The following is a 15,259-nucleotide window of genomic DNA, read 5'->3' on the forward strand; positions in this document are numbered from 1 at the left end:
CCCTCATCCGAAAGGAGGCGCTCGCATGAGCATCGCCCTCCCTCCCGCACAGGGGCCGTCCGCCGAGAGCGGCGGCAGCATCGACACCGTCGCCATCGCCCAGGCCGACCTCAAGGAGAGCGGCGGCGGGTTCTGGCGGGACGTGTTCCGCCGGCTCCGCCGCAATCCGACGGCGTGGATCGGCGCCGTCATCGTGCTCCTCTTCCTCCTCGTCGCGGTGCTCGCGCCGGTCCTCGCCCCGTACCCGGAGACCGCGCTCCCCGGGGCGAAGGAGATCACGCCGACGCACATCCCCGGCCCGGGGGAGCTGCCGCAGTTCCCCCTCGGTCTGGATCGGTTCGGCGGCGACGTGCTGTCCAAGCTCATCTGGGGCGCCCAGGCGTCGCTGCTGATCGGCGTGGTCTCCACCGCGATGGGTCTCGTCGGCGGCATGATCCTCGGGCTCCTCGCCGGCACGTTCGGCGGCTGGGTCGACACCGTCATCATGCGCGTCGTCGACATCATCCTCTCGGTGCCGAACCTCCTGCTGGCGGTGTCGATCGCCGCGATCCTCGGACAGAGGCCGTACGCCGTGATGATCGCCATCGGGGCCTCCCAGGTGCCGATCTTCGCGCGCCTGCTGCGGGCGTCCATGCTCCAGCAGCGCTCCAGCGACTACGTGCTCTCGGCGCAGACGCTCGGTCTCGGCCGCGGCCGGATCACGATGTCGCACGTCCTCCCGAACGCGATCGGGCCCGTGATCGTGCAGGGCACCCTGACCCTCGCGACCGCCGTGATCGATGCGGCGGCGCTGTCGTTCCTCGGTCTCGGCGGCGGCGGCCCCGCGACGGCCGAGTGGGGCCGCATGCTCACGTACGCGCAGGCGGAGCTGGCGATCGCCCCGTGGCTGGCGTTCCTCCCCGGCATCTGCATCGCCGTCACCGCGCTCGGCTTCACCCTGCTCGGTGAGGCGCTGCGTGAGGCCATGGACCCGAGGACGAGGGCACGATGAACATCCGCGACGAGGGCGCCGTGCGCGCCGCGAAGGAGAACGGCATGGCGGACCAGCCCCTGCTGTCGGTCGAGGGCCTGGCGGTGGACTTCGCCACCATGGACGGCGTCGTGCACGCCGTCGAGGGCGTCGACCTCGAGATCCGCCCCGGGGAGACCGTGGCGATCGTCGGCGAGTCCGGTTCCGGCAAGTCGACCACCGCGATGGCGATCATCGGGCTGCTCGCGGGCGGGGGGAAGGTGGCCGCCGGCAGCATCAAGCTCGACGGGCGCGACATCTCCCGTGCCTCCGAGAACGAGCTGCGATCGATCCGCGGACGGGACATCGGCCTGGTGCCGCAGGACCCCATGTCGAACCTCAACCCGGTCGCGAAGATCGGCACCCAGGTCGCCGAGACGCTTCTCGCCCACGGCCTCGCCACCCGGCAGAACGTGCAGGCCAAGGTCGTCGAGGCGCTGACCGCCGCCGGTCTTCCTGATCCGGAGCGTCGGGCCAAGCAGTACCCGCACGAGTTCTCCGGCGGCATGCGCCAGCGGGCGCTCATCGCCATCGGGCTGGCGTGCAAGCCGCGGCTGCTCATCGCCGACGAGCCCACCAGCGCCCTGGACGTGACGGTGCAGCAGACCATCCTCGACCAGATCGGCGAGATGACGAGGGAGCTGGGCACGGCCGTGCTCCTCATCACGCACGACCTCGGGCTCGCCGCCGAGCGGGCCGAGCGGGTGATCGTGATGCACCGTGGCAAGGTCGTGGAGCAGGGCCCCGCGCGGCGGATCCTCGAGGACCCGCAGCATCCGTACACCCAGTCGCTCGTGAAGGCGGCGCCGTCGGTGGCGGTGGCGCGGCTCCGTCCGGAGGCCTTCGTACGGGACGCTTCGACAGGCCCAGCGGGCGCTTCGACAGGCTCAGCGACCCAGTCCGGCGCTTCGACAGGCTCAGCGACCCACGAGGGGCCTGGGTCCCTGAGCTCGTCGAAGGGCAACATCGTCGAGATCGAGAACCTCACGAAGGTGTACCCCGTGCGTGGCAAGCACGAGGACTTCGTGGCCGTCGACGACGTCTCGCTCGCGATCCCGCGCGGGGAGACCGTCGCGATCGTGGGGGAGTCCGGATCGGGCAAGACCACGACCGCGCGCATGCTGCTCAAGGTGATCGAGCCCACGAGCGGCCTCATCCGCTACGAGGGCAAGGACATCTCGACGCTGAGCCGTGCGGAGACGAAGGACTTCCGGCAGCGGGTGCAGCCGATCTTCCAGGATCCGTACTCCAGCCTGAACCCCATGTTCACGATCGAGCGCCTGATCGCGGAGCCGCTGGAGTTCTACAAGCGGGGGAGCGGGGCGGACCGGCGCAAGCGCGTGCGGCAGCTCCTGGACGACGTCGCGCTGCCGCAGTCGATGCTGCGGCGCTACCCGTCCGAGCTGTCCGGCGGGCAGCGTCAGCGGGTGGCGATCGCGCGGGCCCTGGCCCTCTCGCCGGATCTCATCGTGTGCGACGAGCCCGTGTCGGCGCTGGACGTGCTCGTGCAGGATCAGATCCTGCGGCTGCTCGGCGACCTCCAGCGCGAGTACGGGCTGAGCTACCTGTTCATCTCGCACGACCTCGCGGTGGTGCGGCTCATCAGCGACTACGTGTGCGTGATGAAGGACGGGAAGCTCGTGGAGGCGGCGTCGTCGGAGGAGATCTTCACGAACCCCCGTGACCCCTACACGCGCCGCCTCCTCGCCTCGATCCCCGGCAACGAGCTCAACATCGCCTCCTGACCGTCGCCGAGCCGACCTGACCCGAGACCCCGGTTTCACGTCGAAACCCCGCCCTGCCTCCGCGGCGAGGGCGGGGTTTCGACGCGCAGGCGGGGTCTCGGCGGTCCCATTACCGCAGCATCGAAGATTGGTCAAGGATTGCGCTTGCCATGTCGCGAGATCGCGTCTATAGTTGGTAGTTGCGCTCGCTTCTCCCTGCCCTCATATGGTGGTCGGCATCTCGTGAGCTTCTGAGCGCACTCCACCTGACGACAAAGGAATCGAGAAGCCCTGCGGGGCTCACGGAGGTTATTCCCTTGGCTGCTGCTCCCAACGCATCCACATCCACCACCACCAAGAACGGACGCGGAGCTTCCCGTCTCTCGTTCGCCAAGATCTCCGACACGCTGACGGTCCCCGACCTTCTCGCCCTGCAGACCGAGTCCTTCGGTTGGCTGGTCGGCAACGACGCCTGGAAGGCGCGCGTGGCCGAGGCCAAGGCCGCCGGTCGCACCGACGTGAACGAGAACAGCGGTCTGGGCGAGATCTTCGAGGAGATCTCCCCGATCGAGGACCTCGGCGAGACGATGCAGCTGTCGTTCACGAACCCGTACCTCGAGCCCGAGAAGTACTCCATCGAGGAGTGCAAGGAGCGTGGCAAGACGTACGCGGCCCCGCTCTACGTCGAGGCCGAGTTCATGAACCACCTCACGGGTGAGATCAAGACCCAGACGGTCTTCATGGGCGACTTCCCGCTGCAGACCGACAAGGGCACGTTCATCATCAACGGCTCCGAGCGCGTCGTCGTCTCGCAGCTCGTGCGCTCGCCGGGTGTCTACTTCGACAAGACCCCCGACAAGACGAGTGACAAGGACATCGTCTCGGCGCGCGTCATCCCGAGCCGCGGTGCCTGGCTCGAGTTCGAGATCGACAAGCGCGACCAGGTCGGCGTCCGCGTCGACCGCAAGCGCAAGCAGTCCGTGACGGTCTTCCTCAAGGCGCTGGGCATGACCAGCGAGGAGATCCTCGAGGAGTTCGCCGGCTACACCTCCATCGAGGAGACGCTCGCGAAGGACACGATCGTCACCAAGGAAGACGCGCTGCGCGACATCTACCGCAAGCTGCGTCCGGGCGAGCAGGTGGCCGCCGAGGCCGCCCGCGCGCTGCTCGACAACTTCTACTTCAACCCGAAGCGCTACGACCTCGCCAAGGTCGGCCGGTACAAGATCAACCACAAGCTGGGTCTCGACACCCCGCTGACGGAGTCGGTGCTGACGGTGCAGGACATCGTCGCCACGATCAAGTACCTCGTGCGTCTGCACGCGGGCACCGAGGAGACCTTCGAGGGCATCCGCGGCGGCAAGAAGACCGAGATCCGCCTCGCGACCGACGACATCGACAACTTCGGCAACCGTCGCATCCGCGCGGTCGGCGAGCTGATCCAGAACCAGGTCCGCACGGGTCTGTCCCGCATGGAGCGCGTCGTCCGCGAGCGCATGACCACGCAGGACATCGAGGCCATCACGCCGCAGACCCTGATCAACGTGCGCCCGGTCGTCGCCGCGATCAAGGAGTTCTTCGGAACCTCGCAGCTGTCGCAGTTCATGGACCAGAACAACCCACTCGCGGGTCTGACCAACAAGCGCCGTCTGTCGGCTCTGGGCCCCGGTGGTCTGAGCCGCGACCGCGCCGGCGTCGAGGTCCGTGACGTCCACCCCTCGCACTACGGCCGCATGTGCCCGATCGAGACGCCGGAAGGCCCGAACATCGGTCTGATCGGTGCGCTCGCGACCTTCGCGCGCATCAACTCGTTCGGCTTCATCGAGACCCCGTACCGCAAGGTCGTCGACGGTGTCGTGACCGACCAGATCGACTACCTGACCGCCTCCGAGGAGGTCGACTTCAACATCGCGCAGGCCAACGCGCCGCTCGATGCGAAGGGTCGCTTCCGCGAGAGCCACGTGCTCGCGCGCCCCAAGGGCGGCAGCGGTGAGGTCGACCTGTTCCTCCCGGAGGAGATCGGCTACATCGACGTCTCGCCGCGCCAGATGGTCTCGGTCGCGACCTCGCTCGTGCCCTTCCTCGAGCACGACGACGCGCAGCGCGCGCTCATGGGCGCCAACATGCAGCGTCAGGCCGTGCCGCTGCTCCGCAGCGACTCGCCGCTCGTCGGAACCGGTATGGAGGGCTACACGGCCATCGACGCCGGTGACGTGATCACCGCCGAGAAGGCCGGTGTCGTCTCCGAGGTCTCCGCGGACCGCGTCGTCGTCATGCTCGACGAGGGCGGCACGCAGGAGTACCACCTGCGCAAGTTCGACCGTTCGAACCAGGGCACCTCCTACAACCAGAAGGTCGTCGTCTCGGCCGGTGAGCGCGTCGAGGTCGGAGAGGTCATCGCCGATGGCCCCGCCACCGAGAACGGCGAGCTGGCCCTCGGGAAGAACCTCCTCGTCGCGTTCATGACGTGGGAGGGCTACAACTTCGAGGACGCCATCATCCTGAGCCAGGACCTGGTGAAGGACGACACCCTCTCGTCGATCCACATCGAGGAGTACGAGGTCGACGCCCGCGACACGAAGCTCGGCAAGGAGGAGATCACCCGTGATCTCCCCAACGTCAGCCCGGAGCTCCTGAAGGACCTCGACGAGCGCGGCATCATCCGCATCGGCGCCGAGGTCCGCCCCGGCGACATCCTCGTCGGCAAGGTCACGCCGAAGGGTGAGACCGAGCTGTCGGCCGAGGAGCGTCTGCTCCGCGCGATCTTCAACGAGAAGAGCCGCGAGGTCCGCGACACGTCGCTGAAGGTGCCCCACGGTGAGCAGGGCACGATCATCGCGGTCAAGGAGTTCAACGCCGAGGACGGCGACGACGAGCTCGGCTCCGGCGTGAACCGCCGCGTCGTGGTCTACATCGCCCAGAAGCGCAAGATCACCGAGGGCGACAAGCTCGCCGGCCGCCACGGCAACAAGGGTGTCATCGCGAAGATCCTGCCCGTCGAGGACATGCCGTTCCTCGCGGACGGCACCCCGGTGGACATCGTCCTCAACCCGCTCGGCATCCCGGGTCGAATGAACTTCGGCCAGGTCCTCGAGACCCACCTCGGGTGGATCGCGAAGCAGGGCTGGAAGGTCGAGGGCACCCCGGAGTGGGCCGCCAAGCTGCCGCAGCAGGCGTTCGAGGCCGCACCCGGCACCAAGGTCGCCACCCCGGTGTTCGACGGTGCCAGCGAGGAGGAGATCTCCGGTCTGCTCGACTCGACGCTCCCGACCCGTGACGGCCTCCGCCTGATCGACTCGAGCGGCAAGACGCAGCTGTTCGACGGCCGCTCCGGCGAGCCGTTCCCGGCGCCGATCTCCGTGGGCTACATGTACATCCTGAAGCTCCACCACCTGGTGGACGACAAGATCCACGCCCGCTCCACCGGTCCGTACTCGATGATCACCCAGCAGCCGCTCGGTGGTAAGGCGCAGTTCGGTGGACAGCGCTTCGGTGAGATGGAGGTGTGGGCCCTCGAGGCCTACGGTGCGGCGTACGCCCTCCAGGAGCTCCTCACGATCAAGTCCGACGACATCCTCGGTCGCGTCAAGGTGTACGAGGCCATCGTCAAGGGCGAGAACATCCAGGAGCCCGGCATCCCCGAGTCGTTCAAGGTGCTCATGAAGGAGATGCAGTCGCTCTGCCTGAACGTCGAGGTCCTCTCGGCCGACGGCACGCTGGTCAACCTCCGCGACACCGACGACGAGGCGTTCCGCGCCGCAGAGGAACTCGGTATCAACATCTCCAGCCGCTTCGAGGCCGCCTCGATCGACGAGATCTAATCCTTCGACGGGCTCAGCCGTCCCCGCGACGGCTGAGCCGGTCGAAGCCCAGACTTCTCAAAAAGAATTTCCGACACAGGAGAACTAGTGCTCGAGTCCACAACCTTCGATGAGCTTCGCATCGGCCTGGCGACCGCAGACCACATCCGCGCGTGGTCCTACGGCGAGGTCAAGAAGCCCGAAACCATCAACTACCGCACCCTCAAGCCGGAGAAGGACGGTCTCTTCGGAGAGCAGATCTTCGGCCCGTCCCGTGACTGGGAGTGCGCGTGCGGCAAGTACAAGCGCGTCCGCTTCAAGGGCATCGTCTGCGAGCGCTGCGGCGTGGAGGTCACCAAGAGCTCCGTCCGTCGTGAGCGCATGGGTCACATCGAGCTCGCCGCTCCCGTCACCCACATCTGGTACTTCAAGGGCGTGCCCTCGCGCCTCGGCTACCTGCTGGACATGGCGCCGAAGGACCTCGAGAAGGTCATCTACTTCGCCGCGTACATGGTCATCTCGGTCGACGAGGATGCCCGTCACCGCGACCTGGGCACCCAGGAGAACAACATCCGTCTCGAGCTGAAGACGCTCGGCGACCGCCGCGACGCGAAGATCGCGGAGCGCCTGGCGAAGCTGGAGGAGGAGCTCGCGGCCCTCGAGGCCGAGGGCGCCAAGGCCGACGCCAAGAAGAAGGTCAAGGACGCCGCCGAGAAGGAGATGTCGCTCATCCGCAAGGGTGCCGACGAGGCGATCCTGAAGCTGGAGCGCGTGTGGGAGGACTTCCGTACGCTCGAGGTCGGTGCTCTGCGTCCGGAGGACGACGTCTTCCACGAGCTGCAGGACCGCTTCGGCCAGTACTTCGAGGCCTACATGGGTGCCGAGGCGATCCAGCGTCGCCTGGCCGCGTTCGACCTGGCCGCCGAGGCCGAGAGCCTGCACCTGCAGATCTCGGAGGGCAAGGGTCAGCGCAAGATCCGTGCGATCAAGCGCCTCAAGGTCGTCAACTCGTTCCTCGAGACCGGCATGAGCCCGGCCGCGATGGTGCTCGACGTCGTCCCGGTGATCCCGCCGGAGCTGCGTCCGATGGTCCAGCTCGACGGTGGCCGCTTCGCGACCTCCGACCTGAACGACCTGTACCGCCGCGTGATCAACCGCAACAACCGTCTCCGTCGCCTGATCGACCTCGGTGCCCCCGAGATCATCGTCAACAACGAGAAGCGGATGCTGCAGGAGGCCGTCGACGCGCTGTTCGACAACGGCCGCCGCGGTCGCCCCGTCACCGGTACCGGCAACCGCGCCCTGAAGTCCCTGAGCGACATGCTCAAGGGAAAGCAGGGTCGCTTCCGCCAGAACCTGCTCGGCAAGCGCGTCGACTACTCGGGCCGTTCGGTCATCGTCGTCGGCCCGCAGCTCAAGCTGCACCAGTGCGGTCTGCCCAAGCAGATGGCGCTCGAGCTGTTCAAGCCGTTCGTCATCAAGCGCCTGATCGACCTCGGTCACTCGCAGAACATCAAGGCCGCCAAGCGTGCCGTCGAGCGCACCCGTCCCGAGGTCTGGGACGTGCTCGAGGAGATCATCCGCGAGCGTCCGGTGCTGCTGAACCGTGCACCCACCCTGCACCGTCTCGGCATCCAGGCGTTCGAGCCGCAGCTCGTCGAGGGCAAGGCCATCCAGCTGCACCCGCTCGTCTGCGCGGCGTTCAACGCCGACTTCGACGGTGACCAGATGGCTGTCCACCTGCCGCTGTCGGTCGAGGCTCAGGCCGAGGCCCGCGTGCTCATGCTCGCGTCGAACAACATCCTGAAGCCGTCGGACGGCCGTCCGGTGACCCTGCCCTCGCAGGACATGATCATCGGTCTGCACCACCTGACCACGGTCAAGGCCGGTGCCAAGGGCGAGGGCCGTGCGTTCGGCTCCGTCGGCGAGGCGCAGCTCGCGTACGACGAGGGCACGCTCGACCTGCAGGCGAAGGTCCGCATCCGCATCCCGGGTCTGGCCTTCCTCGAGGGCGAGGCTCCCGAGGGCTACGAGAAGCACGGCCTGGTCGACGCTTCGCTGGGTCAGGCGATCTTCAACGACGCGCTGCCGAAGGGCTACCCGTTCGTGCGCGAGCAGGCCGACAAGGGCAAGCTGTCGCAGATCGTCAACAAGCTGGCCGAGGAGTACCCCAAGGTCGAGACGGCCGCCACGCTGGACCGCATCAAGGATGCCGGTTTCTACTGGGCGACCCGTTCGGGTGTGACCGTCGCGCTGAGCGACATCCTCACCCCGCCGAACAAGGCGGAGATCGTCGCGGGCTACGAGAAGCAGGCCGCGAAGGTCCAGTCCCAGTACGAGAAGGGCCTCACGACCGACGCCGAGCGTCGTCAGGAGCTCATCAAGATCTGGACCGAGGCGACCGACGAGGTGCAGGCCGCGATGAAGGCGCACTTCCCGGAGGACAACACCATCAACCGCATGGTGTCCTCCGGCGCCCGTGGTAACTGGCTGCAGATCCGGAACATCGCCGGTATGCGTGGTCTGGTGAACAACCCCAAGGGTGAGATCATCCCGCGTCCGATCATCTCCTCGTACCGCGAGGGTCTGTCGGTGGCGGAGTACTTCATCGCGACGCACGGTACCCGTAAGGGTCTGGCCGACACCGCTCTGCGTACCGCCGACTCGGGTTACCTGACCCGTCGTCTGGTGGACGTCTCGCAGGACGTCATCATCCGCGAAGAGGACTGCGGCACGTCGAAGGGCCTCGAGCTCCCGATCGCCGCTCCGAACTCGCAGGGTGAGCTGGTGCGCGACGCGAACGTCGAGAACTCGGTGTTCGCCCGCACGCTGGCCTCCGACGTGGTGAACGCGTCGGGCGAGGTCCTGGCCGCGGCCGGCGACGACGTGGGCGACGTGCTCATCGACAAGCTGGTCGCCGCGGGCGTCGAGACCATCAAGGTCCGCTCGGTCTTGACCTGCGACTCCGCTGTCGGCGTGTGCGCGCAGTGCTACGGCCGTTCGCTCGCGACCGGCAAGACCGTCGACATCGGCGAGGCCGTCGGCATCATCGCGGCCCAGTCGATCGGTGAGCCCGGTACCCAGCTGACGATGCGTACCTTCCACACCGGTGGTTCGGCGTCGGCGGATGACATCACGCAGGGTCTGCCCCGTGTGCAGGAGCTGTTCGAGGCGCGTACCCCCAAGGGTGCATCGCCGATCGCGGAGGCCGACGGCCGCATCACGATCGACGAGACCGAGAAGGCCAAGAAGGTCATCCTCACGCCCGACAACGGCGACGAGCCGGTCGTCTACCCGGTGCTGAAGCGTGCGACCCTCCTCGTCGAGGACGGCCAGCACGTCTCGGTCGGTCAGCCCCTGCAGGTCGGCACGCTCGACCCCAAGGAGGTCATGCGCGTCATGGGTGCCCGCGAGGTGCAGAAGTACCTCGTCGGCGGCGTCCAGGGCGTCTACCGCTCGCAGGGTGTGCCGATCCACGACAAGCACATCGAGGTCATCGTCCGCCAGATGCTCCGCAAGGTCACCGTCGTCGACCACGCCGACACGACCCTGCTGCCGGGTGAGATGGTCGACCTGAAGCGCTACCAGCAGATCAACCGCGAGGCCGTGGCCGAGGGCAAGCGCCCCGCGTCCGGTCGCCCGGAGCTGATGGGTATCACGAAGGCGTCGCTCGCGACCGAGTCGTGGCTGTCCGCTGCGTCCTTCCAGGAGACGACCCGCGTGCTCACGCAGGCCGCCATGGAGGGCAAGCGCGACCCGCTGGTCGGTCTCAAGGAGAACGTCATCATCGGAAAGCTCATCCCCGCCGGAACCGGTCTCTCGAAGTACCGCGACGTCACGGTCGAGGCCACCGAGGAAGCCAAGAGCGAGCGCTACCCGAACCGGATCTTCGCATCCGACGGCGCGTACGCGGACGGCGACTTCGGCTACGTCGACTTCGACGCGTTCTCGACGGACGACATCACCCCCGGTACCTACAACTGAGGTGTGAGTGAGTGAACGATGGCCCCGGGGTTCTCCCCGGGGCCTTCGTCGTCGCTCGGCCCGTTCGGGTGTCCACAACTCAGGAGATCCGGGACGGCGGGCCGCCGTGGGCTGCTCGTGACGGCATGGAGGCCCAGGTCTCCTGAGTTATGCACACGGTTCGGCGCTGCTTCGGGGCGCGGGCGGCACGGTAGGGTCGGCGAGTGAGCACTGAGACTTCCCCCGGCGGCGCGGCCGTCGTCATCGGAGACGCCCTGATCGACGAGATCCGGGATGACAGCGGCGTCCGCGAGTTCGTCGGCGGAGCAGCGCTGAACGTCGCGGTGGGGTTGCGCCGGCTCGGAATCCCCACGACGCTCATCGCGATGGTGGGGGAGGACATCGCCGGCGCGCACATCCGCGAGTATCTGGCCGATCACGGCGTGCGGCTGATCGCGAGCGCGGCGCCGCACGGGTCGTCGCGGGCCGTCGTGACCCGGGCCGCGAACGGCGAGCCGAGCTACGTCTTCAACCGCGCGGCCCAGGAGCGGGCCGTCCGGTACTCGGACGAGGCGAGGGCCGCCATCGGCGACGCGGACATCGTCGCGGTGAGCTGCTTCCCCTTCGATGTCCCGGCCGAGGTCGAGGCCCTCGCCGCCGCGGTGGAGGGCGCGCGGCTGGCGATCGACCCGAACCCGCGCACGGGCATGCTGTCCGACCGCGAGGAGTTCGTCCGCGGCTTCGAGCGGCTGGCCGGGCGGGCGGACCTGGTGAAGGTCGGCGCCGACGACGCCGCCGTGCTCTATGACGGCGACCTCGACGCCCTGCGCGCGCGGCTCCGGAGCCTCGGCGTCACGGCGGTGCTGGCGACGGCCGGAGCAGACGGCGCCGTGCTCGAGTCGGACGCCGGCTCGGTCTCGGCCCCCATCTCGGCGCTCCCGGGTCGGGTGGTCGATACCGTGGGCGCGGGGGACGCGACGCTCGCCGCCGTCGCCGCCGGACTGGTGGAAGGCTCCCCGAAGGCGGTCGAAGGATGGTCCGCCCTGCTCGAGCGCGCGATGGATGTGGCCGCTGCGACCTGCCGCGCCGAGGGCGGGCTGCTGCGCACACCGGAGTCGCTGGCCGCCGCCGACCGCGGCGTGTACGGAAGCTGACGCCTCGATTTCTCGCGCCCGCATCCGACAGGTATGATTGTTCTTCGTGCCCCCGGTTGGCTGTTCAAGTCGGACGGGTGCGCTCTGGCGAGTTACCCAAGTGGCCAAAGGGATCTGACTGTAAATCAGCCGTCTTCGACTTCGGGGGTTCGAATCCCTCACTCGCCACCACAGAAGCCCCCGCTCGCGGGGGCTTCTCCCGTTCCCGGCCTCACGTCCGCGCCGAGTTCCTAGACTGGTGCGATGCGACCTCTCACCGAAGCCGACGTCCGGGCCTCGTTCGTGAACGCGGACGCCGATGAGCTGCGCGTCATGGAGATGCCGCACGACTTCCTCCTCGTGGACTGGGACTACCTCGACTTCTTCGCCTGGCGTGACCCGAGTGCCGGCAAGCGCGGCTACGTCCTCATCCCGCACGAGGGGCGCGTGGTCGGCGTGGTGCTGCGGGCATCGGAACCCGGGCGTGGGCGCTCCGGCATGTGCAACATCTGCCACACGATGCAGCCGGGCAACCAGGTGGCGCTGTTCGCGGCGCGACGCACGGGAGAGGCGGGGGAGCGCGGCGACTCGGTCGGCACGTACATCTGCGCCGATCTGTCCTGCCACGAGAACGTGCGCCTGGCGCATCCGCTGGCACCCAACGAGATCCGGGCGGCGGGACAGGTCGACTTCCGGCTCGACGGCACCCGGCGGCGCATGGAGCGGTTCGTCGCTCGCGTCTGGGACGGCTCCTGAGCGCGACTAGCCTGGAGGCATCCGCCTGTGCTCGAAGGAGAAGCCATGAGTGATGCCATCCTGTTCGCCGTCGACGAGGGGATGGCGCGGCTGACGCTGAACCGTCCGACCCGCCTCAACGCCTTCAACGCCGATCTGGCGTACGCCTGGAGGGACGCGACCGTCGAGGCGACGTCGCGAGACGACGTGCAGGCCATCCTCATCGATGCGGCGGGACCGGCGTTCTGCGCGGGCGGTGACGTGATCGACATGGCGACGACCATGGGGTCGTCCGGGGCGGAGATCACCGCGCTGGCGGAAGTGATCAACACCGGGATCCGCGCGCTCACGGAGTCGAGCGTGCCGGTGGTCGCCGCGGCGCACGGGACGACGGCCGGCGGCGGACTCGGCATCCTGCTCGCCACGGACTACGCGGTGGTGGGCTCGCGGTCGCAGCTCGGGAGCCTGTACGCGAATATCGGGCTCACTCCGGACCTCTCCGTGTCGGCCCAGCTCGCACGGGCCGTCGGCCAGCGCCGTGCCCTGCAGCTCGTGCTGCAGGACCGGCTTCTCACCGCCGCGGAGGCCCTCGACTGGGGGCTCGTGGCCGAGGTCGTGGAGGGCGAGGACGGCAGGACGGAAGCCGACCGAGTCCGTGCACGGGCCGAGGAGGTCGCGCGGTTCTGGCTCGCCGGGGCGGCGGACGCGTACGGGCAGGCCAAGCGGCTGGTGCGGTCGCAGCCGGAGCGCACGTTCGCCGAGCAGCTGAGCGAGGAGGCTCGGTCGATCGGTGCCGCCCTGGAGACCCCGGACGCGCAGGCGCGGGTCGCGGCGTTCGCGGCGGCCTCCGCGAAGAAGGCCGGCTGACCCTTCCTCCCCAGGGCGCGGGCGGTCCCTGATCTCCTTCGCACTCGAGGGAAGCCGGAACAAGCGGGCCCGCGCGTGGCAGGATGAAGGCATCGCCGCTCGACGAGAGGATCCCCATGTCCCATCCGGACACCGCCCGGCTGCAGCCGCAGGGTGACAAGAAGAACATGTCGCTGCTCATCAGGGGCTCGCTGTGGGTCGCGATCGGCGCCCTCATCGCCGCGGCTCTGGTCTGCGTCGTGTGGGTCCTGGTCGGTGATCAGAACGGCCTCATCGGTCGCGCCTTCCTCACGATCCTCCTGCTCGCCGCCTTCGCCGGGATCGCCATCCTCGAGGCGGGCCTCGCGCCGAACCGGCCGGACTGGCTCCAGCTCGCGAGCATGGTCACCTGGGTCGTCGCGCTCCTCGTCGGCCTCGTGAAGATCTGGCTCCCGGAAGACGGGTTCTACTTCGGCGCGGAGCGCTTCTTCCAACTGCTGTTCGTGATCGGGATCCTGCAGCTCGCACTGCTCCATGTGCGGCTCTTCACCCGTGCCGCGCAGCGCCATGTCACGACTTTCACGAAGGTGATCCACATCGTGACGATCGTCTTCCTCGGCGCCCTCGTCGCACTGCTGGTGTTCTTCCTCGCGTTCCCCAACACCTTCGACTACACCGAGCTGTACTGGCGCATCGTCGTCGCCCTCACGATCCTCGTCGCCGTCGGCACGACGCTCATCCCGCTGCTGAACGCCCTGTTCGCGCCGAAGAAGGCTCCTGCCGCCCGGCCCATCGCCTCCGCGCCGTCCTGGCCGACCTACGCCGATGGCATCACGCCCCTCCCGGTCCTTCCGGACGGGAGTCCGGACTGGAATGCGTTCTACACGGGCTACCCCTCGGCGACTCCCCAGGCCCTGGGTCAGGCGCCCGCCGCGGCGTTCCCCGTGGCGACGCCGCCCCTGGCGCCCACGGCTCCGGCCCTTCCCGACTTCGCGGCGCCTCCCGCTCCTGGCCCTGTGCCTCCCGCGCCCGACCTGCCGGCGCCGCCGCAGCCGGCGTCGCCCTCGGCGGCACCTGCGCAGCCGGCGCCGCCGCAGCCCGCTCCGCCCACCCAGAGTGAGCCCCCGGCCTTCCCGCCGCCGCCGCCCGCACCCTCGCACCCGGCGCCGTGATCGACGCTCTCGAGCTCAGCGCGCTGGCGACCGAGATCGCCGAGGAGGCGGGTGCGCTCGCCCGTACCCGACGTCGGGAGGGCGTCCGGCTCGCGGCGACCAAGTCGACGCTCGCCGACATCGTGACCGAGGCGGACCGCGAGGTGGAGGCGCTCATCCGCGAGCGACTGCGCGCGGCCCGGCCGGCGGACGGTTTCCTCGGTGAGGAGTCGGGTGCGGCCGCCGGCGACAGCGGCATCACGTGGGTGGTCGACCCCATCGACGGCACGGTGAACTACGCCTACGGCATCCCGGCGTACAACGTGAGCATCGCGGCCGTCAGCGGTCCTCCGGAGCCGGACGCCTGGGAGGCGCTGGCCGCCGCCGTGCACGCGCCCGCTGTAGGGGAGACCTTCTCGGCCGCTCGCGGGCACGGTGCCTGGTCGGACGGCGTCCGGCTCGCGGCGACCGCGGTGACCGACGCCGGGGCACTCCTGGCGACCGGGTTCGGCTACGACCCGGCGACGCACGACGGCGACCTCGCGACGGTCCGCCGGGTGATGCCCATCGCCCGGGATCTCCGCCGTATGGGATCGGCGGCCCTCGACCTGGCCTACGTGGCGGCGGGCCGACTGGACGGATACTTCGAGCGCGGCCTCAAACCGTGGGATCACGCGGCGGGCGCCCTGCTCGTCCAGGAAGCGGGCGGCCGGGTGAGCCGGATCGACCGGGAATCGCCGCGGCCCTTCCTGATCGCGGGTGGCGTGACCGTGCACGACCGACTCCGGGATATCCTCGATGAGGAGAAACCCTGACCGATCCATGGCTTTCACAGGAGGATCGGGGTAGTGTTTACCCGATCGTTACTTTCACCACCCGAAGGTGAGAGTTGTCATTG

The 15,259-nt window shown here is 68.7% G+C and carries 9 protein-coding genes and 1 tRNA gene; all 10 read left to right on the plus strand.

Going from position 1 to position 15,259, the window contains the following annotated elements:
* Positions 1-25: 25 nt before the first annotated feature.
* The 10 genes from BLU02_RS13525 (at position 26) to BLU02_RS13570 (ending at position 15,176) form a co-directional block, all read left to right on the plus strand.
* Complete coding sequence (locus BLU02_RS13525; protein WP_060922592.1) at positions 26-991, plus strand: ABC transporter permease; 966 nt, start codon at positions 26-28, stop codon at positions 989-991.
* The gene (locus tag BLU02_RS13530; RefSeq protein ID WP_082750086.1) at positions 988-2,754 is read left to right on the plus strand and encodes an ABC transporter ATP-binding protein; all 1,767 of its coding nucleotides are present in this window, start codon (positions 988-990) and stop codon (positions 2,752-2,754) included. Before BLU02_RS13525 ends, BLU02_RS13530 begins: the two co-directional genes overlap by 4 nt.
* 296 nt (positions 2,755-3,050) lie before the next feature.
* Positions 3,051-6,554, plus strand: a complete 3,504-nt coding sequence (gene rpoB, locus BLU02_RS13535; protein ID WP_025104411.1) for a DNA-directed RNA polymerase subunit beta — start codon at positions 3,051-3,053, stop codon at positions 6,552-6,554.
* A gap of 87 nt (positions 6,555-6,641) precedes the next feature.
* On the plus strand, positions 6,642-10,517 hold the full coding sequence (gene rpoC / locus BLU02_RS13540) for a DNA-directed RNA polymerase subunit beta' (RefSeq protein WP_060922591.1): 3,876 nt from the start codon (positions 6,642-6,644) through the stop codon (positions 10,515-10,517).
* Between the two features lie 203 nt (positions 10,518-10,720).
* Positions 10,721-11,650, plus strand: coding sequence for a PfkB family carbohydrate kinase (locus tag BLU02_RS13545; protein WP_060922590.1), 930 nt, complete (start codon positions 10,721-10,723; stop codon positions 11,648-11,650).
* Positions 11,651-11,736: 86 nt separating this feature from the next.
* Positions 11,737-11,821 (plus strand) — tRNA-Tyr (locus BLU02_RS13550).
* A 72-nt stretch (positions 11,822-11,893) separates the two neighbouring features.
* The gene (locus BLU02_RS13555) at positions 11,894-12,385 is read left to right on the plus strand and encodes an FBP domain-containing protein (protein ID WP_060922589.1); all 492 of its coding nucleotides are present in this window, start codon (positions 11,894-11,896) and stop codon (positions 12,383-12,385) included.
* 45 nt (positions 12,386-12,430) lie between these two features.
* The gene (locus BLU02_RS13560; RefSeq protein WP_025104407.1) at positions 12,431-13,231 is read left to right on the plus strand and encodes an enoyl-CoA hydratase/isomerase family protein; all 801 of its coding nucleotides are present in this window, start codon (positions 12,431-12,433) and stop codon (positions 13,229-13,231) included.
* 116 nt (positions 13,232-13,347) lie between these two features.
* The gene (locus BLU02_RS13565; RefSeq protein ID WP_157547059.1) at positions 13,348-14,382 is read left to right on the plus strand and encodes a hypothetical protein; all 1,035 of its coding nucleotides are present in this window, start codon (positions 13,348-13,350) and stop codon (positions 14,380-14,382) included.
* Positions 14,382-15,176: an inositol monophosphatase family protein gene (locus tag BLU02_RS13570; RefSeq protein WP_083371086.1), complete on the plus strand. Its 795-nt coding sequence runs from the start codon at positions 14,382-14,384 to the stop codon at positions 15,174-15,176. The genes BLU02_RS13565 and BLU02_RS13570 overlap by 1 nt, the downstream gene beginning before the upstream one ends.
* The last annotated feature ends 83 nt before the right edge of the window (positions 15,177-15,259 follow it).

The sequence above is a fragment of the Microbacterium paraoxydans genome (assembly GCF_900105335.1).
GTDB classification, from domain to species: domain Bacteria; phylum Actinomycetota; class Actinomycetes; order Actinomycetales; family Microbacteriaceae; genus Microbacterium; species Microbacterium paraoxydans.

Bases quoted from the DNA above. Each gene is read 5' to 3' on its own strand.
- BLU02_RS13525 (WP_060922592.1), top strand. From the start codon at position 26: ATGAGCATCGCCCTCCCTCCCGCACAGGGGCCGTCCGCCGAGAGCGGC.
- BLU02_RS13530 (WP_082750086.1), top strand. From the start codon at position 988: ATGAACATCCGCGACGAGGGCGCCGTGCGCGCCGCGAAGGAGAACGGC.
- BLU02_RS13555 (WP_060922589.1), top strand. From the start codon at position 11,894: ATGCGACCTCTCACCGAAGCCGACGTCCGGGCCTCGTTCGTGAACGCG.
- BLU02_RS13560 (WP_025104407.1), top strand. From the start codon at position 12,431: ATGAGTGATGCCATCCTGTTCGCCGTCGACGAGGGGATGGCGCGGCTG.
- BLU02_RS13565 (WP_157547059.1), top strand. From the start codon at position 13,348: ATGTCCCATCCGGACACCGCCCGGCTGCAGCCGCAGGGTGACAAGAAG.